Raw genomic sequence first — 19878 nt, 5'->3', positions numbered from 1 at the left:
GCGCACATAACAAGGAATACCCATGAAGGTCGAACTCGCCCAATTGGCGGGCCGTGACAACGACACGGCTTACAACCTCGAACGCGCCCTGGCGGCGATTGCTGCCTGCGCTGCCGACACGCAACTGATCATGTTCCCGGAAGGCCACTTGATGGGCTTTGCGTCGGAAGAGACCGTGGCCCAGGTTGCCGAGCCGCTGGACGGCCCGACCGTCAGCGCCGTGATCGACGCTGCCCGTGCCCGCAACATCGCCGTGGTCGTCGGCATGGCCGAGAACGACAACGGCCGTTTTTACAACACCACGCTGCTGATTACCCCTGAGGGCATTGCCCTGCGCTATCGCAAGACTCACTTGTGGGCGTCTGATCGCGGTGTTTACGAGGCCGGCGACCGTTACGCCACGTGCTTGTGGAACGGGGTGCGGGTCGGCCTGCTGATTTGCTACGACATCGAATTCCCCGAGACCGCCCGCGCCCTGGCGCAACTGGGCGCTGAGTTGCTGCTGGTGACCAACGGCAACATGGACCCCTACGGCCCGACCCACCGCACCGCAATCATGGCCCGCGCCCAGGAAAACCAGGCGTTCGCGCTGATGGTCAACCGGGTGGAAACGGGTGATGGCGGGTTGTTGTTTGCCGGCGGCAGTGCACTGGTGGATCCGCTGGGCACCTTGCTGTTCGAAGCCGGGCGCGAGGAGGGGCAGTTTGCTGTTGAGTTGGACCTGAATCAGTTGGCGGCGGCGCGACAGGATTATCGATACCTGGATGATCAGCGGCTGAAGTTGCCGGGGGAGATGGTTGAGCATGCTTCTGGATTGCGGGAGTTACTGATTCCCAGGAACTGATCCGGTTTTTGTGTCGATCGGGCTGGCGCCTTCGCGAGCAAGCCCGCTCCCACATTTGGAATGCATTCCCCGGGGGGAGCGGGCTTGCTCGCGAAGAGGCCCTTACATCCGACACACCTGTTTCGATCGACCAAGAACAACAACGCAACACCCGTACCTTGCGCCGAACTCGGCTCTGCCATAAATCTAATAAATTCGGAGTAGTCGCTCATGGCTCGTTTACAACGCACCCTGTCATTGGGTTCGGTGGTGCTGTTCGGCATCGCCTACATGACGCCGATCATTGTGCTCGGCACCTTTGGCATCCTCGCTCAATCCACCGCCGGCATGGTCCCGGCCGCTTACCTGGCGGCGCTGGTGGCGATGTTCTTCACCGCCATGAGCTACGGGCGCATGGCCGCTGCGTTCCCGGTCGCCGGTTCGGCCTACAGCTATGTGCGCAAAGCCATCAGCCCGAAACTCGGGTTCATCGCCGGTTGGGCGGTGCTGCTCGACTACCTGTTTCTGCCAATGGCGATCTGGCTGATCGGCGCGGCCTACCTCAACTCCGCCTTCCCGGCTGTGCCGCAGTGGATCTGGGTGCTGGCGTTCATCGGCATCACCAGCGCGATCAACATCGTTGGGCTGAGACTGGCCAACGGCATCAACGCCTTGCTGATGCTGGTGCAAGCGCTGGTGCTGATCGCTTTCGTCGTGCTGTGTATCCATTACATCGGCGGCGATGCGAGCACGCCGCTGTGGACGGTCAAACCGTTCTTCAACGGCGACATGCAAATGCCGCTGATCATGAGCGGTGCGGCCATCGCCTGTTACTCGTTCCTCGGCTTCGACGCGGTCAGCACCCTGACCGAAGAAACCCGCGACCCGCGCCGCACCATTCCACGGGCGATCATGCTGATTACCCTGATCGGCGGTTTGATTTTCGTCGGCGTGTCGTACTTCGTGCAGATCGCGCATCCGTCGTTCCAGTTCGACAACGTCGACTCGGCGGCCTACGAAATTGCGCGCAACATCGGTGGCGACCTGTTCGTCTCGATCTTCCTGATCGGCCTGATCGTCGGCCAATTCGCGTCGGGTCTGTCAGCCCAGGCCAGCGGGTCGCGGTTGCTGTTCGCCATGGGCCGCGACGGTGTGCTGCCCAAGTCGTTCTTCGGCACCTTGCATGAGAAATTCGGCACGCCGGTCAACAGCATCATTCTGTGTGCAGTGGTGGCGTTGCTGGCGCTGAAACTCGACGTGACCACCTCGACCTCGTTCATTAACTTCGGCGCATTCCTGGCGTTCAGCCTGGTGAACCTGTCGGTGATCTTCCATTACTGGATCGCTGGCGAGAAGAAAGGCCCGCGTGAACTGGTGCTGTTCCTGGTGTTCCCGTTCATTGGCCTGGTCGCTGACCTGTGGCTAATGGTCAGCCTCGATCACCTGGCGATTTACCTGGGCCTGAGCTGGCTGGCGATTGGCGTGGTGTACCTGGCGGTGCTGACGGGCGGGTTCCGTCGCCAGCCACCGGAAATGGACTTCCAGGAAGCCACGTAACCCAAGCCTGGCAAATAACCTGTGGGAGCGGGCTTGCTCGCGAATGCGGTCTGACATTCAACATTCATGTTGCCTGACACACCGTATTCGCGAGCAAGCCCGCTCCCACATTTGATTTGTATTGCCACAATTAATCGGTGTTCAGGCGGAAAGTTTGGTCTGGTGCACCGGCAATTCAACCCTGAACGTAGTACCGGTCCCGACGACGCTGCGCACCGAAATATCCCCGTGATGCTTCTTCACGATCCCGTACGACAAAGACAACCCCAGCCCGGTGCCCTGGCCAATCGGCTTGGTGGTGAAGAACGGGTCGAAGATTTTCTGCAAGGTCTGCGGCTCAATCCCCGAGCCCGTGTCCGCCACTTCGATCCACACCGTCTCGCCCTCAAGTCCGGTGCTCAGGGTGATGGTGCCGCGTTCCGTGCCGATGGCCTGGGACGCGTTGACGATCAGGTTCATGATCACCTGATTGATTTGCGAGGGCAGGCATTCGATTTCCGGCAGCACCTGATATTGCTTGACCACATCGGCCTTGTACTTGAGTTCGTTGGCGACGATGTTCAGGGTCGATTCGATGCCCTGTTGCAGGTTGGCCCACTGCCATTCCTGGCTGGAATCCACCCGGGAGAAGTCCTTCAGATCCTTGACGATCTGCCCGACCCGGCTGATGCCGTCCTTGGACTCCTTGATCAGCAGTGGAATGTCTTCGCGCAGGAATTCCAGCTCGACGCGTTCGCGCAGTACATTCAAGCGCTCGATCACCTCGGGTGAAGTAATCGCTTCTTCGGCCCCCCGATAGGCATCGAGCATTTCCTGCAGTTGCTTGAAGTAGCCGTCCAGACACCCGAGGTTGGACGAAATGAAACCGATGGGGTTATTGATTTCATGGGCGACGCCGGCCGCCAGTTGCCCCAGCGAGGCGAGTTTCTCCGATTGCACCAGTTGCGATTCCAGCTGTTTGCGTTCGTCGATTTCCCGTTGCAACTCGACGCTGGCTTCCTTGAACTGCCGGGTTCGGCGTTCAACCATCTGCCCCAAATGATCCACCTGCACACTGGCGCGTTCGGTCATGTCCCATTTGGTCAGCAGGGTATTGGCCATCTGCTGGACTTCAATGTTGTCGAAGGGTTTTTTCAGGATCAACAACCGGTCATGGGCCTGCAAGCGGTCCAGCAGTTCATCCCACGAATAGTCGGAATAGGCGGTGCACACCACGACTTGCAGGCGCGGGTCTTCCTGCCACAGGTGTTCAATGGTCTGCGCACCGTCCCAGCCGTCGGGCATGCGCATGTCGACGAAGGCCATGGCGTAGGGACGGTTTTCCTTCAAGGCGAATTTGAGTTTGCCGAGGCCTTCCTGACCGCCGAAGGCCGAGTCCAGCTCGAACAGCGCGCTGGCGGATTTCGCCTCGGCGCCGAACAGCGCGGCTTCCATCTCATCCAGTTCCACGTGCTGCACCGGGTTCGGGGTGAGGATCTTGCGAAAATCGACGTGAATGGAAGGTGTGTCATCGATCAACAAAATGCGTCGATTCGAAGGGTTGCTCATGCGTCACCTACTACGGTTTTCAGGGGGATTTGCAACGTGAACTGTGCACCTTTGCCCGGCCCGTCGCTGTGGGCGGTAAGGTGGCCGTTCATCTCGATGGCGGCCAGGGCGCAGCTGTGCAGGCCGAATCCGTGGCCTTCCTTGCGGGTGGTAAAACCGTGGGCAAATATTCGCGTCATGTTTTCTTCGGGGATGCCTTCGCCGTCATCCTTGACGCTGACTTGCAGAATGGTGTCCTCGACGATTTTCACCCCAAGGGTCATCTGTCGTGGACGGTCGCTGAGATCGGACATGGCGTATTTGGCGTTGCTGATCAGGTTGATCAGGATCAACAGCAAGCGGTGCTTGTCGCCCATCACCCGGGGCACTTCGCTGTACTCCTTGACCACCGTGACATGGTGCCGGGTCAGGGCGCCGGAGTTCATGCGCAGGGCGTCCTCCAGCAATTCGCTGATCTGTACCGGCTCCATCAGGCTGTTGGCGCCCGCGTAGGACTGCTGGGTGGCGACGATGTCCTTGATGTGGTCGACGCTTTTGGTCAGTTGGGCGAGTTCGTCGGTCATGCCCTGTTGTTCCAGGGCAATGGCGTCCACCAGTTGATTGAGGTAGCCGGGCAGCAATTTGCCTTTGGGGTCGTCGCTCAGAAAGCTGCCCAGGTCCGCAGGATGTTCGTTGATCAGTTGCATTGCCTTGCCCAGCCCCAACGCCTTGCTGCTGCGCAGTTTGCGGGTGACCAGGTCGGCGGAGATGTTCACGCTGTTGAGCACGTTGCCGACGTTGTGCAACACGTTGGTGGCGATCTCGGCCATGCCGGCCTGACGCGCCGTGTCGAGCAGTTCGCTCTGGGTGTCCTTGAGTTCCCGGGTGCGTTCTTCGACCCGTAGTTCCAGGTCGTCGTTAGCCGTTTGCAGTGCTTTGTTGACGCGACTGATCTCGGTGAAGCTGCGCATCAGTCGGATCGCCAGGTACACCAGCACCAGGACCAGCAGCACGGAAAACACCAGCATGTAGAAGTGGTAACGCTGATAAATCACGTCGGCCTCCTGCTGGTCCTGGTTCAGCAGGCTGGTGATGTCGTCCAGGCGCTGGGCCACCGGGATGGCTTCAATGTTTTCCAGCAGGCGGTTGACGATCGGTTGTTCGCGCAGGATCAGCGCAATGTGGTTGCTCAGGATATCGATGGGGCCATGGAACGCATCCGGCAGCCGGGTTTTATTGATCCCCATTTTATTCAGGCCCACCAGGATGTCGGCGGCCTTGTCATCCGAGGTGACCTGGGCGAATTCCAGGGCGCTAAGCAGCAAATCGTAGGTGTCGGTGGCGATGTTCTGCAGTTGCAGTTGGTCGCTGCCCACCACTTCGGTCAAGGGTTGCTGGATGTCGTCCTCGGCGGTGGGCAAGAACGCCAGCGAGTTGCGCAGCACCGCGTTGTGGGACTTGAACTGTTCCACCAGGCGGGTTTTTTCCCCGATAGCGGCCAGGTACGCATCATGGCTGGTGTTCCAGACGGGGGAGTCGTTGCGCCCGTGGTTCGACTCCATGCTGTCGAACCGCTGCCACAGCTCGGTCATTTCGGTAAGGGGCGACACCAGCGGATCGTAGTTGTGGCTGATGGCGACCCTGGCCTTGAGTATCTCGGTTTCCCACTGCGCGTTGAGTTGTTTCATCCGCGCGATCAAATCCCGGGACTCGGTGTAGGTCGAGGTCTGGTCGGAGCTGGATTTGAGGTACAGAAACAGCAGGATCGAGGCCAGGGCGAGGGCCACCAGGCTGAGCAACGCCAGGCTGCGACGGCGGGACATTTTCATAATGGCTTGCCCTCCCATTCACCGGTCAGGGTCTTGAGGAATTTGATGATCAGCTTCTGGTCGTCGTCGGAGGGCACACGGCCAAGCTGAAACTTGAACATCACGTCCACGGCTTCTTCGAGGGTTTTCGCCGAGGCGTCGTGGAAGTACGGCGCGGTCACCGCGACGTTGCGCAGGCTCGGGACCTTGAACACGTTGCGGTCCTCTTCATCCTTGGTCACCAGGTAGCGTCCCAGGTCACTTTCGGTCGGGTTGCCCCGGGCCTGGAAGTAATCGCCCATGACCCCGAATTTCTGGAACATGTTGCCGCCGATGTTCACCCCTTGATGGCAGGAAATGCAGCCGTAGTCCTTGAAGCGCTGATAACCGTATTTTTCATCAAGGGTGAGTATGTCGGTGTTGCCTTGCAGGTATTGATCGAAGCGCGAGTTGCTGCTGAGCAGCGTGCGTTCGTAGCTGGCCAGGGCATTTTGCACATTGCCCATGGTCACGCCATCGCGGTAGGCATTGGCGAACGCGACTTTATAGGACGGGTCAGCGCTCAGCGTCTGTACCACGTGTTCCCAGTTACTGCCCATTTCGCTGGGGCTCTGCACCACTTCGTGGACCTGGGTTTCCAGGGTGTCGGCCCGGCCATTCCAGAACTGCCGGAAGTTCAGGGTCGCGTTGAACACGCTGGGGGTATTAACGACCACCGGTTGGCCGTTGAAACCGATGGAAAACGCTTTGTTGTCGGCGCCACCGCTTTCCAGTCGGTGGCAACCGGCGCAGGACAGGCTGCCGTTGACCGACAAGCGCGGTTCATTGAATAACTGGCGACCCAGTTCAACCCGTAGAGGGTTCTGCTGGGGCGCGGCGGGTAAGGGTTTGAGCGGTTCGTCCAGCGGTGCGCCGCTGGCGGTCAGGCAAATGGCCAACGCAAACACCGGGAGCAGAAAGGCACGGTCGGGCGACATCGAATGATTCCTTGGCAGTTGGCCTGCGTGTCGTTGCGCGTCGCTCATGTCTGGGCTGATGGCAGCGGTTTCACGGACATCAAATAATGTGCAAAAGCATCCGGTGCCACGGCTTTACTGAAGTAATAACCTTGGCCTTCCTCGCAGTGGTGGGCCTTGAGGAAGTCGAGCTGTTCGAGAGTTTCCACCCCTTCGGCGATGACGGTCAGCTTGAGGCTCTTGCCCAGGCTGATGATGGCGCTGACCAGGGCTGCGTCGCTGCTGTCACGGCTCAAGCCGCGAATGAACGACTGATCGATTTTCAGCACATCGATAGGAAACCGGCGCAGATAACTCAGGCTGGAATAACCGGTGCCGAAGTCATCGATGGCCAGGCGCACGCCCAAGGCCTTGATCCGGTTCAGGGCGGTCACGGTGGCATCCACGTTCTGCATCAACACGCCTTCAGTGATTTCCAGCTCTAGCAGCGTTGGCTCCATGCCGGTTTGCTTGAGGATCAACTCGATGCTCTCGACAAAGTCGCGCTGGCGGAAGTCGATGGCCGACACGTTCACGGAAATGCAGATGTCCGGTAGTCCGGCGGTCTTCCAGATGCACGCCTGACGACAGGCTTGCGCCATCACCCATTTGGTCAACGGCACAATCAAACCGCTGTCTTCGGCCACCGCGATGAAATCCGAGGGATACACCCAGCCTTGTCCCGGTTTTTTCCAACGGATCAACGCCTCGGCGCCGACCACCTGGCCATTGCTCAGGTCCATTTTTGGCTGGTAGTGCAGGACAAATTCGTTGCGCTCCAGGGCCAGGCGAATGCCCGACTCAATGCTCTGCTGTTCCCGGGCGCGCTGGTTCATTTCGTCGATGAAAAAGCTGAAATCGTTCGGGCCGTTTTCCTTGACGTTACGCATCGCGGTTTCGGCTTTCTTGATCAGCACGATGGCGTCGAGGCCGTCCTCGGGATAGATGCTGATCCCCAGGCTGGCGGTCACGCTCAAGTCGTGGCCGGCAATGTGTTGCGGCGCGCGGATGGCGTTCAAGAGTTTTTCGGCGATGCCCTTGGTCTGCTGCGGATGGCGGACATCGGCGAGGATCACCACGAACTCGTCGGAGCCATAGCGAAACACCGAGTCGGATTCGCGCACCGTGGCCACCAGGTTTTGGCCGACCCGTTTAAGCATCTCGTCGCCGGCCGGATGCCCCAGGGCATTGTTGATGCGCTTGAAGCGGTCCAGCCCCAGAAACATCACTGCCAGTTGTTTGTCATGGCGCCGGGACAAGGCCAGCGACTGGTTCAGGCGATCACCGAGCAACGTGCTGTTGGGCAACTCGGTGAGGATGTCGTACTGCAACAGGTGCGAGACCTTGAGCAATTCATGAACCCGGGCCTCGATGGTCTGCTCCAGGCTCAGCACTTTCATCGCCGCGTCCTGGGCCATCTGCCATTTCCAGGTCAGGGCACTGGCCATCTGGCGAATTTCCAGGCTGTCGAAGGGTTTTTTCAATACCAATAGCTGATCGCCGAATTCAAGCCGTTCGGCCATCGCTTCCCAGCTGTAATCCGAATACGCGGTGCACAAGGCGATTTGCAGGCTTGGATCGGCCTTCCACAACTCTTCAATGGTTTCCAGCCCGTCCCAGCCCGGCGGCATGCGCATGTCGGTGAACGCCAGGGCATAAGGGCGGCCCTCGGCCCGGGCGCGCTTGACCAGTTCCAGGGCTTCCTGGCCCTGATAGGCGGAATCGAGCTGGAAGGTCAGCCGATCTGGTTGCAGGGTGCCGAACAGTGCTTCTTCGGTGCCGGCCAGGGACTGTTCCTCTTCCGCGTCGGGGTCGAGGATTTTTCGAAAATCGAGATGGATCGAGGGCGTGTCGTCAATGATCAGGATGCGCCGGTTGGTCCGCACGAAGGGTGTCTTCATCCGTTTTCCTCCGTGGAACGCGGCGGATTGCCCAGGTTTGGGCCTGTTTCGCTGCCCGAGGGTACGATGCTCCCGGCTTTCAGCAGTTCGGCGGCTTGTTGGCTGCTGACCGCTTTGCTGAAGAAATACCCTTGGGCGTTCATCGGCGAACCCGTGGCCATCAGCGAACTGCGTTGCTCCTGGGTTTCGACACCTTCAGCAATGATTCCGATCCCTACATCACGTGCGAAATTGATAATTGCCCGCAAAGTGTTCGCGCTGGCCGGGTCCTGGGCGGCGGTGTCGATAAAGGCCTGGGCCAGTTTCAGGTGATTGACCTGGTAAGTCTTGAGGTAATCGAACGATGAATATTCTGTGCCGAAGTCATCGATGGCGATCTTCACCCCCAGCTCCCGCAGGCGCGGCAGCACATCGTTGTGGGTCCATTTGGTCTGGGCCAGGGTCGCCTCGGTGACGTCGAAACGCAGGTCCCAAGGGCACAACTCCCAGCGCGCGGTGGTGCGCAGCACGTCATAGATCAGCTCCGGACCGCTCTTGAGCTGGGCCAGGGACAGCTTGATCGCAATCACTGGCGGCGCCATGCCTTCGTCACGCCACTGGCGCATTTGCCGGCAGGCCTGGTCCAGCACCCAGTGGCCAAGGGCGACAATGGTCCCGGTTTTTTCCGCGGCTGGGAGGAACGACGGGCCTTCGAGTAACCCGCGGGTAGGGTGGTTCCAGCTGACCTGGGCTTCCATGCCGAGGATCTTGCCGGTGCTCAGGTCCACTTCCGGCCAGTAATGCAGTTCGAGCTCTTCGTGTTCGATAGCGGTTTTCAGGTCGCTGGCGATGGTCATGCGCTCGACCACTTCCTGATTGATCTCCTCGGAATGGAAGTGGTACTGGTTGCGGCCTTGCTCCTTGGAGCGATAGAGCGCCATGTCGGCCTGGGTCAGCAGGCTGTCGGCACTGAGAATGTCCGGGGTGCAACTGCTGATGCCGATACTGACCGAAGCCCGCACATCGTTGCCACCCAGGGAGTAGGGCAGCACCAGCGAATCGCGAACCTTGGCTGCCAGCGCCGCAGATTGGGTCGGGTCGCTGACATCGAGTTGCAGGATGGCGAACTCGTCACCGCCCAGGCGCGCGACCACATCGTTTTCGCGCACACAGGCCTTGATCCGCTGGGCCACTTCTTGCAGCAACAGGTCGCCCACCGGATGGCCGAGGGTGTCGTTGATGCGTTTGAAGTGATCCAGGTCCAGGTAAAAAATCGCGAACGCGGTGGCGCCCCGACGATTGGCCGCGAACGCCTGGTGCAGGCGCTCGATCAGCGTGGCGCGGTTGGCCAGCCCGGTCAGCCCATCGGTGCGGGCCAGCAAGGCGATTTTCTCTTCGGCGAGCCTGCGTTCAGTGATGTCGAGGATGATGCCTTCGACTTCGAGCAACCGTCCATCGGCGTCACGCACCGGGATATAGCGGTTTTCGACCCAGCGCCAGGCCCCGTCGCCGGTGCGCATGCGGAATTCGATGGACGCCCCTTCGGCATGGCGGTCCAGCACCCGCTCCATGGCGATGTCGACCTTTGGCAGGTCGTCCGGGTGAATCAGTTCCTTGGACCAATTGGCCGACGCCACCAGTTTGGCCGCGATGTGCCCGTATTTGGTGATGTTGTGGGAGATGTACATCAGCGGAAACGACGGCTCGCCGCGCAACCGATACAAAATGGTCGGGCTGTTCTGCACGATGATGTTGGCGTCGGACAACTCCAGGGTGCGCTCTTCGACCGCTTGTTCGAGCAGCGACATCTTCAGCGCGGCGTCTTCGGTCATTTGCCATTTGGCGGTGAGCGCACTGGCCATCTGGCGAATTTCAATGGCGTCGAAGGGTTTTTTCAGAATCAGCAGGCGATCGCCCAGTTCCAGGCGTTCGTCGATGTCTTCCCAGGAATAATCGGAATAAGCGGTGCACAGCGCCACTTGCAGCTTGGGATCGACTTGCCACAGCCGTTCGATGGTTTCCAGGCCGTCCCAGCCCGGTGGCATGCGCATGTCGATGAAGGCCATGGCGTAGGGCATGTCGTTGGCCAGCGCCGTTTCGACCTTGTTCAGGGCTTCAAGGCCCTGAAACGCCGAATCAAGCGTAAAGCTTTGCAGCGTTATAGCCGCCGTCGATCCGAAAAGCGCCCTTTCGGTGCTGTCCAGATCGTCGTCCACGATCGACTGCGGGCTGAGGATTTTCGCGAAATCCCCATGAATCGAGGCGGTGTCGTCGACGATGAGGATTCGCCGGTTGGCCCTTGCAAGCAGCGCATTCATAGGCATGCGCCCGGGGTGACAGCAATGCGAAACGGTCTGTTCATAGGGGCATCCTTTCCCTGATCACCTGGCCGAACGGTTACAGAATGTAGATCCGAGTTCGCTGAGCATAGCCCCCTTGTCTGGAGTTCGCTTGGGTGTATGGAATGAATCAATTGCCGGTAGTGTCTGAAAATCATCTAGCCTGTAGGTCAGGCTCCGGCAAGAGTGGATGTTTGTCGTGGGCCTGACACAACGGAAGACCCGTTTCACTTGAGGTGACGCCATGGAAGAGCAACTCCCCACGACTTTGACCGATAAACCCAAGGTGTTACTGGTCGACGACGAGGAATCAATCCTCAGCAGCCTGCGTCGGTTGCTGCGCAGCCAGCCCTACGACGTGCTGCTGGCCACCAGTGGTGCCCAAGCCCTGGAGATCATGGCGCAGCACAGTGTCGATCTGGTGATGACCGACGCGCGCATGCCCAATATGGATGGCGCTACGTTGCTGGCCCATATCCATCAGCTCTACCCGACGACCACGCGCATCCTGCTCACGGGTTACGCAGACCTGCCGACGATCATCAAAGCGATCAACGACGGGCAGATCCACCGTTACATCAGTAAACCCTGGAACGACGAGGAAATGCTTCTGACGCTGCGCCAGGCCCTGGAACATCAGCATTCCGAGCGCGAACGCCGGCGTCTGGTGCAGTTGACCCGCCAGCAGAACGATCAACTGAAAACCCTCAATACCACCCTGGAAAAACACGTCGCGGCGCGCACCTCCGAGCTGCAACAGACCGCCGACATGCTCGACCTGGCGTATGAAGAGCTCAAACACAGCTATGTCACCGGCACCGAGGTGTTCTCGTTGCTGGCCAACCTGCGTCTGCCGCCGGCCAAGCAGACCAACCGCCAGATCATCGAGCTGGTGCGGGTGTACTGCAAACTCCATGGGCTGGACGAGGGCACCAGCCGTGACCTGACCATGGCCGCCGCGCTCTACAACATCGGCAAGCTGAGCTGGACCGACAGCATGATGATCACGCCGTCGGACATGCTGCATCACCTTGATCGTGATCGTTATCGCGAGTATCCGAAGCAGAGCGAGTCGCTGCTGATGACCCTCGACCCGATGAAAGATGCCGCCCGTCTAATCCTGCACCACCAGGAACGCTGGGACGGCAGCGGTTTCCCGGACCGACTCAAGGGTGAGGCGATTCCGTTCGGTTCACGGTTGCTGAAACTGGCGGTGGATTTCATCGAGTTGCAGCGCGGGTTGATCCTTGAGCGGCAGATGAACAGCGACGAAGCGCTGGTGTATATCCGCAGCTATACCGGACGGCTCTACGATCCCGAACTGGTGGAAGATTTCATTCAGATCTGCGCCGCGTACCTCAGCGATGTGACGCTGGCCGATCCATCGGTCAAGGTCCTGACCACCCGGGACCTGGTGTCGGGCATGATCCTGGCGCGTAACCTCAACGCCGACAACGGCATGCTGTTGCTCAATGCCGGCAAGGTGCTGAACGGGCCGCTGGTGGAAAAACTGATCGCCTTCGAAACCATGGAAGGGGCGAAATACAGCGTCTTTGTGAAAGTCCCCGAGGAAGTGGAAGCCTTGCTGGAGCGTGCTACTTCGTAAACACCGCAGGGTCTTCGACGAACACTTGTAGGAGCCAGGCTTGCCGGCGAAGGCGATTTCAAAGACGCCTTCGCCGGCAAGCCTGGCTCCTACAGGTTATTCTTGCGCCTTTCAGTCAAGGCCATTCCTCATCCATGTCCACTTCACCCCGCATCATCCATATCGCCGCCGCCCTGCTGATCGGCCCCGATGGCCGCACATTGCTGGTACGCAAACGCGGGACCGAGGCCTTTATGCAACCGGGCGGCAAGATCGAAGCTCATGAGCAACCGGCCCACGCGCTGGCCCGCGAGCTTGAAGAGGAACTGGGCCTGGTCATCGATCCGGCGCAAACCACCTATTTGGGCCAGTTCTCGGCACCGGCCGCCAACGAACCGGGTTTTATCGTTCAGGCCGAACTCTTTCTGCTGACCATCGACGCAAACGTCACGCCGGCCGCCGAGATCGAAGAAGTGCGCTGGATCGACCCGGCCACCGACGGCCATCTCACGCTGGCGCCATTGACACGGGACGTGATCCTGCCGTTTTATCGAGCCTCGCTGACAGCGATCGCCTGATCATCACCGGACCAAGGACTGCCCCATGATTCCCCTTCAAGACTTGCTGATATTCGCCGCCGCCGCATTGCTGATGGTACTGACGCCGGGGCCGAACATGATCTACCTGATCTCCCGTTCAATCTGCCAGGGGCGTAAGGCCGGCGTGACCTCGTTGCTCGGGGTGGTGGCGGGGTTTTTCGTGCATTTGTTCGCCGCCGCAGCCGGTTTGACCGCAGTGTTCCTGGCGGTGCCGATGGCGTATGAAGTGTTGAAATGGGCCGGCGCCCTGTACCTGGTGTGGCTGGCCTGGCAAGCGGTCAAACCCGGCGCACGCTCACCGTTCGAAGCGCAGCAATTGCCGCCGGACTCGTCGCGAAAACTGATCACCATGGGCTTTCTTACCAGCGCCTTGAACCCGAAGATCGCGGTGTTTTACCTGTCGGTGTTTCCGCAGTTCATCATCCCGGAACATGGTTCGGTGTTTACCCAGAGCGTCATCCTCGGCCTGACCCAGATCAGCGTGAGTTTCTGCGTCAACCTGCTGATTGCGTTGTTCGCCGCCGGCATTGCGTCGTGGTTCGTCAGCAACCCGACCTGGCTGGCGGTACAACGCTACTTCATGAGTTTCGTGCTGTCGGCATTGGCGGTACGGTTGATGCTTGAACAGCGCAACGCGGTGTGATCATGTGGATTGAACGCCTGGATGCCAGCCACGCCCTGGACTATCGGGAACTGATGCTCGAAGCCTACGACCGGCATCCGCAAGCGTTCACCTCCAGCGTGCGCGAACGTGCCGCGATGCCGCTGAGTTGGTGGGAGTCGCGATTGACCAGCAAGCTAGATGTTGTGTTCGGGGCGTTTGAGGAGGGCAAGCTGTCGGGCATCGTCGGCCTGGCCTTTGAACCCCGGGAAAAGGCTCGGCACAAGGCAACGCTGTTCGGCATGTACGTGTCCGGCCAGGTCCGCCAGCGCGGGCTTGGTTTTGAATTGGTCCAGGCAGCACTGACCGAAGCGCAAAATCGCCCAGGCCTGAAGCTGATTCAGTTGACCGTTACGGCTGGCAATGACGCAGCGTTCAAGCTGTACCAGCGTTGCGGCTTTATCCAGTTCGGCCTGGAACCGCTGGCAGTGCGGGTCGGCGAAGACTACTTCGACAAGATCCACATGTGGCGCGAGATTTAAGAGTCACCGAGGGTCTTTAGGTGCACAAATAACCTGTAGGAGCGAGGCTTGCCCGCGAAGGCGTCCTTGAGGCTGCAAAAAGCTTCGCGGGCAAGCCTCGCTCCTACAAGGATTGTGTCGTGTCAGCGAACCGCGCTGACGCCGTCGAGTGTCGAGAACGACGTGTCCTTCGCCGTCAGCAAGAAATCGCGCATGTACGGTGCATCCAGCATGTCCGCGCGGATCCCGGCGTACAGCGTCGCAAACAAGCCTTTTTCCCCCAGCCGCTTGGCCTTCACATAACCCCGTGAACTGTATTCATGCAGCGCCCAATGGGGCATGCCGCACACGCCGCGTCCGCTGGCCACCAGTTGCATCATCATCACCGTCAGTTCCGATGTTCGGACCTGGGCCGGTTCGACGTCGGCGGGTTCCAGAAAACGGGTGAAGATGTCCAGCCGATCCCGCTCTACCGGGTAGGTGATCAAGGTTTCTGTGAGCAAATCTTCCGGCACGATGTACGCCTTGCTCGCCAACCGGTGCTGGTTGGCCACTGCGAGCATCGCTTCGTAGGTGAACAACGGCACGTAGGTGATCCCGGCCAGTTCCAGCGGATCGGAAGTCACCACCAGATCCAGATCGCCACGGGCCAGGGCCGGCAGCGGGGCGAAGGAGAAGCCCGAGGCCAGGTCGAGTTCTACTTCCGGCCAGGCGTCGCGGAACTGATCGATGGTCGGCATCAGCCACTGAAAGCAACTGTGGCACTCGATCGCCATGTGCAAACGCCCGGCAGTGCCGCCGGCCAGCCGCGCAATATCGCGCTCGGCGCCACGCAGCAACGGCAGGGTGGCGTCGGCCAGTTGCAGCAGGCGCAAACCGGCGCTGGTGAAACGCACCGGTTTGGTCTTGCGCACGAACAGCGGCATGCCCATGCGTTCTTCCAGCTCCTTGAACTGGTGGGACAGGGCCGATTGCGTCAGGTGCAGGCGGTCGGCCGCATCCACCAGGCTATCGGCTTCGCGCAAGGCATGCAGGGTCTTCAGGTGACGGATTTCAAGCACCGGGGGCTCCATGAGGAAAACTTGTGATCAACACGAAAAGGTTGAGTTTGTCTCATGTTGGGTTGGCTGTCGACAATAGGCCCACGTTTTTACAACATCTTTAAAGGGAGAAATTCACCATGGCTCTGGCCCACACACTTGGTTTCCCGCGCATCGGCGCTGACCGCGAACTGAAAAAAGCCCTCGAATCCTACTGGAAGGGCGATCTCGATCAGGACGCTTTGAAAGCCGTTGGCCGCCAACTGCGCGCCACCCATTGGCAATTGCAGAAAGACGCCGGCATCGATTTGCTGCCGGTCGGCGACTTCGCCTGGTACGACCAGGTGCTGAGCCATTCCCTGGCTTTCGGCGTGGTGCCCGAGCGTTTCGACAGCACTCTGGATGCCAGCGGCCAGCCGACCCTCGACACCTTGTTCGCCATGGCCCGTGGCGCCACTGCCGCTTGCTGCGGCGGCGAACACAGCAAAGCGCAATACGCCCAGGAACTGACCAAGTGGTTCGACACCAACTACCACTACCTGGTCCCGGAATTCAGCGCTGACCAGCAGTTCAAACTGAGCTGGGAACAGCTGTTCGACGAAGTCGCCGAAGCCAAGGCCCTGGGCCACAACGTCAAACCGGTGATCATCGGCCCGCTGACTTATCTGTGGCTGGGTAAAGCCAAAGGCAACGACTTCGACAAGCTCGAACTGCTGGAACGCCTGCTGCCGGTCTACAACGAAATCCTCGGTCGCCTCGCCGAACAAGGCGTGGAATGGGTGCAGATCGACGAACCGATCCTGACCCTCGACCTGCCACAAGCCTGGAAAAGTGCCTTCGAGCGCGCTTATCACATCCTTCAATATTCGCCGCTGAAAAAACTCGTGGCGACTTACTTCAGCGGCCTGGAAGACAACCTCGGCCTGGCCGTCAGCCTGCCGGTGCAAGGCCTGCACATCGACGCGGTGCGTGCGCCGGACCAACTCGGCCAAGTGCTGGATCGCCTGCCGACCTACAAGATTCTCTCGGTCGGCCTGGTCAACGGGCGCAACGTCTGGCGCTGTGAACTGGAACAAGTGCTGGCGCAGCTGCAACCGGCGCAGGAGCGTTTTGGCGACAACCTGTGGGTCAGCAGTTCCTGTTCGTTGCTGCACAGCCCGGTGGATCTGGAGCGCGAAGACAAGCTCGACCCGGAACTGAAATCCTGGCTGGCCTTCGCTGTGCAGAAGTGCGGTGAAATTGCCGTGCTGCGCGATGCCCTCAACGACCCGCAAGCGCCCAAGGTGCAAGCCGCGTTGGCCGAAAGCCGCGCAATCCAGGCTAGCCGTGCGCAGTCGCCGCGCATCCATAAAGCTGAAGTCCGGGCTCGCATCAACGCCATTGGCGCCAAAGACAGCCAACGCCATTCGCCGTTCGCCAAACGCATCGAACAGCAGCGTGCACGCCTGCAATTGCCGGCGTTCCCGACCACCACCATCGGCTCGTTCCCGCAGACCGGTTCGATCCGTCTGGCCCGTCAGGCGTTCAAGCAAGGCAAGCTGTCGGCCAACGATTACACCGACGCCATGCACAGCGAAATCCGCCACGCGGTGCAAGTCCAGGAGCGCCTGGGCCTGGATGTGCTGGTGCACGGTGAAGCCGAGCGCAACGACATGGTCGAATACTTCGCAGAACAACTGGACGGCTACCTGTTCACCCGTTTCGGCTGGGTGCAGAGCTACGGTTCCCGTTGCGTCAAACCGGCGATCATTTACGGCGACCTGAGCCGCCCGAACGCCATGACCGTCGACTGGATCACCTACGCGCAGAGCCTGACCGACAAAGTCATGAAAGGCATGCTCACCGGTCCCGTGACCATGCTGATGTGGTCGTTCCCGCGGGAAGACGTGTCGCGCAAAATCCAGGCGCAGCAACTGGCCCTGGCCCTGCGTGATGAAGTGGTCGACCTGGAAAACGCCGGCATCAAAATCGTGCAGATCGACGAAGCCGCGTTCCGCGAGGGCTTGCCGCTGCGCCGGGCGCAATGGCAGGAATACCTCGACTGGGCGGTGGAAGCCTTCCGCTTGAGCGCCTCCGGTGTGCGCGACGAAACCCAGATCCACACCCACATGTGCTACAGCGAATTCAACGACGTGATCCAGTCCATCGCCGCCATGGACGCCGACGTGATCACCATCGAAACCTCGCGTTCGGACATGGAGTTGCTGGAAGCCTTCGAAGCCTTCGACTACCCGAACGACATCGGTCCGGGCGTGTATGACATCCACTCGCCACGGGTGCCGGACACGGCCGAGATGGTCAAGTTGATGACGAAGGCAGTGAAGCGCATCCCTGCCGAACGCCTGTGGGTCAACCCGGATTGCGGCTTGAAGACCCGTGCGTGGCCAGAGACTGAGGCGGCGCTGGTGAACATGGTGGCGGCGGCGCGGCAGTTGCGCAGTCAGTTGGCATAAAGTCCTGCGGCGCCTGGTCTGGCGCCTTCGCGAGCAGGCTCGCTCCCACATTGGATTGATGTCGCACACAAAGTTTGTGATCGACACACATCCTGTGGGAGCGATCCTGCTCGCGAATGAACGATAACGCGGTCTCGAAAAATGACCGCTCGGCAATCTTCATCAAACTGTCACGCAACTGTGGCAGCGCGCTTGAACAAACTTCATCAGACTCGCGCTCTACTGGGGTTCTGCGTTTCGGTGTTTTTCATGCGTGTATTTCTTTTCGTGGCAGCGCTGTTATTCAGCCTGCCGTCCCTTGCGGCGTCGCGCTGCGACGTCAATGTGCCGACTGAACATGTCGATCTGGACCAGGTGAGCCTGGCGTACCAGAGCATCGGCCGTGCGTCCGATCCGGCATTGCTGTTGGTGATGGGCCTGGGCGGGCAACTGATCCACTGGCCGGACGAAGTCGTGGTTGCCTTGTGTCAGCAGGGCTTTCGGGTGATTCGCTATGACAACCGCGATGTCGGGCTGTCGACCTGGCGCCAGGCCCCGGCCAACGCCAACCTGACCTTCGAAGTGCTGCGCTACAAACTCGGCTTGCCGGTGGCGGCGCCGTACACCTTGACCGACATGTCCGAGGACGCGTTGGGGCTGATGGACGCGTTGCACATCGAGCAGTTTCACGTGCTGGGCGCGAGCATGGGCGGGATGATCGCCCAGCATATGGCGGCCATGGCGCCGCAGCGGATCGAGAGCCTGACCTTGATCATGACCAGTTCCGGGGCCGAAGGCTTGCCGGCGCCGAGTGCGGCGCTGGTGCAATTGTTGTCGCGCCGGGGCGCGCCGAATCGCGAAGTGGCGCTGGAGCAACAGGCGGATTTGCTCGCGGCCCTGAGCAGCCCAACCGTGAGTGATGACCGGCAAGCGTTGCTGCAACAAGCGGCGGCCTCCTACGACCGGGCGTTCAACCCCGAAGGTGTGAAGCGCCAGATCATGGCGATCCTCGCGGAGCCGAGCCGGGTGGCGTTGCTCAACCAATTGCGCGTGCCGACGCTGGTGGTGCACGGCACGGCGGACCCGTTGTTGCCGGTGATGCACGGCGTACACCTGGCGGCGCATATTCGCGGCAGTCAGTTGAAACTGATCCCGGGCATGGCCCATCGTTTCCAGGAAGCGTTCAAGGCGCCATTGCTGGCGGCGGTGTTGCCGTACTTGCAGTCCCACCGCGAAGACACCTCGCATTGGGCGCAGATCGAACCGGTGGCAACCCCCAACCTCCTGTAACACCGCAAACCCAACTGTGGGAGCGGGCTTGCTCGCGAAAGCGGCGTGTCAGTCGACATCGATGCAGCTGACACACCCTCTTCGCGAGCAATCCCGCTCCCACAGGGGGATTTGCGTTGGACACAGGGATCTACTGCAACCCCAGCCCCGTCGGGTGTATTGTTCGAGCTTTCCAGCGCGACATCAGCCTGCGAGGTACACGATGAGTAACTCCCTGAAAATCGATTTTGTCAGCGACGTGTCCTGCCCCTGGTGCGTCGTTGGCCTGTATGGCCTGACCAAAGCGCTGGACCTGCTGGGTGAGGAGGTGCAGGCCGAGATCCGCTTCCAGCCGTTCGAGCTGAACCCGAACATGGGCCCGGACGGCCAGAACATCACCGAACACATCACCGAAAAATACGGTTCCACCCCCGAGCAATCGCAGAAAAACCGCGAGATGATCCGCGCCCGTGGCGCCGAAGTCGGGTTTGCCTTTCGCACCGATGGCAACAGCCGCATCTACAACACCTTCGATGCGCACCGCTTGCTCTACTGGGCCGGTCTGGAAGGGTTGCAGTTCAATTTGAAAGAGGCGCTGTTCAAGGCGTATTTCACCGATGGCGGTAATCCGTCGGACCCCGCGCAATTGGCGCAGATCGCGGAAAGTGTTGGGCTGGATCGGCAACGGGCCGAGGCGATTCTGGCCTCGGATGAATACGCCAAAGAGGTTCACGAGGAAGAACAGTTGTGGCTGTCGCGCGGGGTGAGTTCGGTGCCGACGGTGGTGTTCAACGGGCAGTACGCGGTGACTGGCGGGCAGCCGGTGGAAACGTTCGTCGGGGCGATCCGGCAGATCATGAGCGAGGCGAAGGGCGGTACCGTCAGCTGATCCTTCGGCGAAC

At 60.2% G+C, this 19878-nt stretch carries 15 protein-coding genes; 9 read left to right on the top strand and 6 right to left on the bottom strand.

The window, feature by feature from the left end; all coding sequences use genetic code 11:
• Positions 1 to 22: 22 nt before the first annotated feature.
• Positions 23 to 844 (top strand): carbon-nitrogen hydrolase family protein, encoded by an 822-nt coding sequence (locus ACWIKB_RS15125; protein WP_475267803.1) that lies wholly within the window; start codon positions 23 to 25, stop codon positions 842 to 844.
• A gap of 210 nt (positions 845 to 1054) precedes the next feature.
• The gene (locus tag ACWIKB_RS15120) at positions 1055 to 2380 is read left to right on the top strand and encodes an APC family permease (protein WP_475267801.1); all 1326 of its coding nucleotides are present in this window, start codon (positions 1055 to 1057) and stop codon (positions 2378 to 2380) included.
• A 141-nt stretch (positions 2381 to 2521) separates the two neighbouring features.
• On the opposite strand, the gene ACWIKB_RS15115 is transcribed toward ACWIKB_RS15120, so the two are convergent.
• Genes ACWIKB_RS15115 through ACWIKB_RS15095 form a run of 5 tightly spaced genes read right to left on the bottom strand, consistent with a single transcriptional unit; the run spans position 2522 to position 10914 of the window.
• A complete protein-coding gene (locus ACWIKB_RS15115) occupies positions 2522 to 3928 on the bottom strand; it encodes an ATP-binding protein (protein ID WP_475267799.1) in 1407 nt (468 codons plus the stop codon).
• Positions 3925 to 5736, bottom strand: a complete 1812-nt coding sequence (locus ACWIKB_RS15110) for a DAHL domain-containing protein (protein ID WP_475267797.1) — start codon at positions 5734 to 5736, stop codon at positions 3925 to 3927. Before ACWIKB_RS15110 ends, ACWIKB_RS15115 begins: the two co-directional genes overlap by 4 nt.
• Positions 5733 to 6692, bottom strand: coding sequence for a cytochrome-c peroxidase (locus ACWIKB_RS15105; protein ID WP_475267795.1), 960 nt, complete (start codon positions 6690 to 6692; stop codon positions 5733 to 5735). Before ACWIKB_RS15105 ends, ACWIKB_RS15110 begins: the two co-directional genes overlap by 4 nt.
• 44 nt (positions 6693 to 6736) lie before the next feature.
• Positions 6737 to 8611 (bottom strand): putative bifunctional diguanylate cyclase/phosphodiesterase, encoded by a 1875-nt coding sequence (locus ACWIKB_RS15100; RefSeq protein WP_475267793.1) that lies wholly within the window; start codon positions 8609 to 8611, stop codon positions 6737 to 6739.
• On the bottom strand, positions 8608 to 10914 hold the full coding sequence (locus ACWIKB_RS15095; RefSeq protein ID WP_475267791.1) for a GGDEF/EAL domain-containing response regulator: 2307 nt from the start codon (positions 10912 to 10914) through the stop codon (positions 8608 to 8610). Before ACWIKB_RS15095 ends, ACWIKB_RS15100 begins: the two co-directional genes overlap by 4 nt.
• Before the next feature lie 259 nt (positions 10915 to 11173).
• On the opposite strand from ACWIKB_RS15095, the gene nosR reads away from it, so the two are divergent.
• The 4 genes from nosR to ACWIKB_RS15075 all read left to right on the top strand — a co-directional run bounded on the left by nosR (position 11174) and on the right by ACWIKB_RS15075 (position 14256).
• Positions 11174 to 12535, top strand: coding sequence for a response regulator c-di-GMP phosphodiesterase, NosR family (gene nosR / locus ACWIKB_RS15090; protein WP_475267789.1), 1362 nt, complete (start codon positions 11174 to 11176; stop codon positions 12533 to 12535).
• A 134-nt stretch (positions 12536 to 12669) separates the two neighbouring features.
• A complete protein-coding gene (locus ACWIKB_RS15085) occupies positions 12670 to 13092 on the top strand; it encodes an NUDIX hydrolase (protein ID WP_475267787.1) in 423 nt (140 codons plus the stop codon).
• Positions 13093 to 13117: 25 nt separating this feature from the next.
• Positions 13118 to 13756: a LysE family translocator gene (locus ACWIKB_RS15080; protein WP_475267786.1), complete on the top strand. Its 639-nt coding sequence runs from the start codon at positions 13118 to 13120 to the stop codon at positions 13754 to 13756.
• Between the two features lie 2 nt (positions 13757 to 13758).
• The gene (locus ACWIKB_RS15075) at positions 13759 to 14256 is read left to right on the top strand and encodes a GNAT family N-acetyltransferase (RefSeq protein WP_475267784.1); all 498 of its coding nucleotides are present in this window, start codon (positions 13759 to 13761) and stop codon (positions 14254 to 14256) included.
• A gap of 122 nt (positions 14257 to 14378) precedes the next feature.
• Here the strand turns inward: ACWIKB_RS15075 and metR are convergent, their stop codons facing one another.
• On the bottom strand, positions 14379 to 15296 hold the full coding sequence (gene metR / locus ACWIKB_RS15070; RefSeq protein WP_054613654.1) for a transcriptional regulator MetR: 918 nt from the start codon (positions 15294 to 15296) through the stop codon (positions 14379 to 14381).
• A 119-nt stretch (positions 15297 to 15415) separates the two neighbouring features.
• Here metR and metE point away from each other — a divergent pair, with 119 nt between their 5' ends.
• The 3 genes from metE (at position 15416) to ACWIKB_RS15055 (ending at position 19865) form a co-directional block, all read left to right on the top strand.
• Complete coding sequence (metE, locus tag ACWIKB_RS15065; protein ID WP_475267782.1) at positions 15416 to 17728, top strand: 5-methyltetrahydropteroyltriglutamate--homocysteine S-methyltransferase; 2313 nt, start codon at positions 15416 to 15418, stop codon at positions 17726 to 17728.
• Between the two features lie 249 nt (positions 17729 to 17977).
• Positions 17978 to 18997, top strand: coding sequence for an alpha/beta fold hydrolase (locus tag ACWIKB_RS15060; protein ID WP_475267780.1), 1020 nt, complete (start codon positions 17978 to 17980; stop codon positions 18995 to 18997).
• Positions 18998 to 19199: 202 nt separating this feature from the next.
• Positions 19200 to 19865, top strand: a complete 666-nt coding sequence (locus ACWIKB_RS15055; protein ID WP_475267779.1) for a DsbA family oxidoreductase — start codon at positions 19200 to 19202, stop codon at positions 19863 to 19865.
• Positions 19866 to 19878 lie beyond the last annotated feature (13 nt).

The sequence above is a fragment of the Pseudomonas sp. 5Vm1k genome (assembly GCF_056161485.1).
This window is presented reverse-complemented; position numbering and strand designations above follow the sequence as displayed.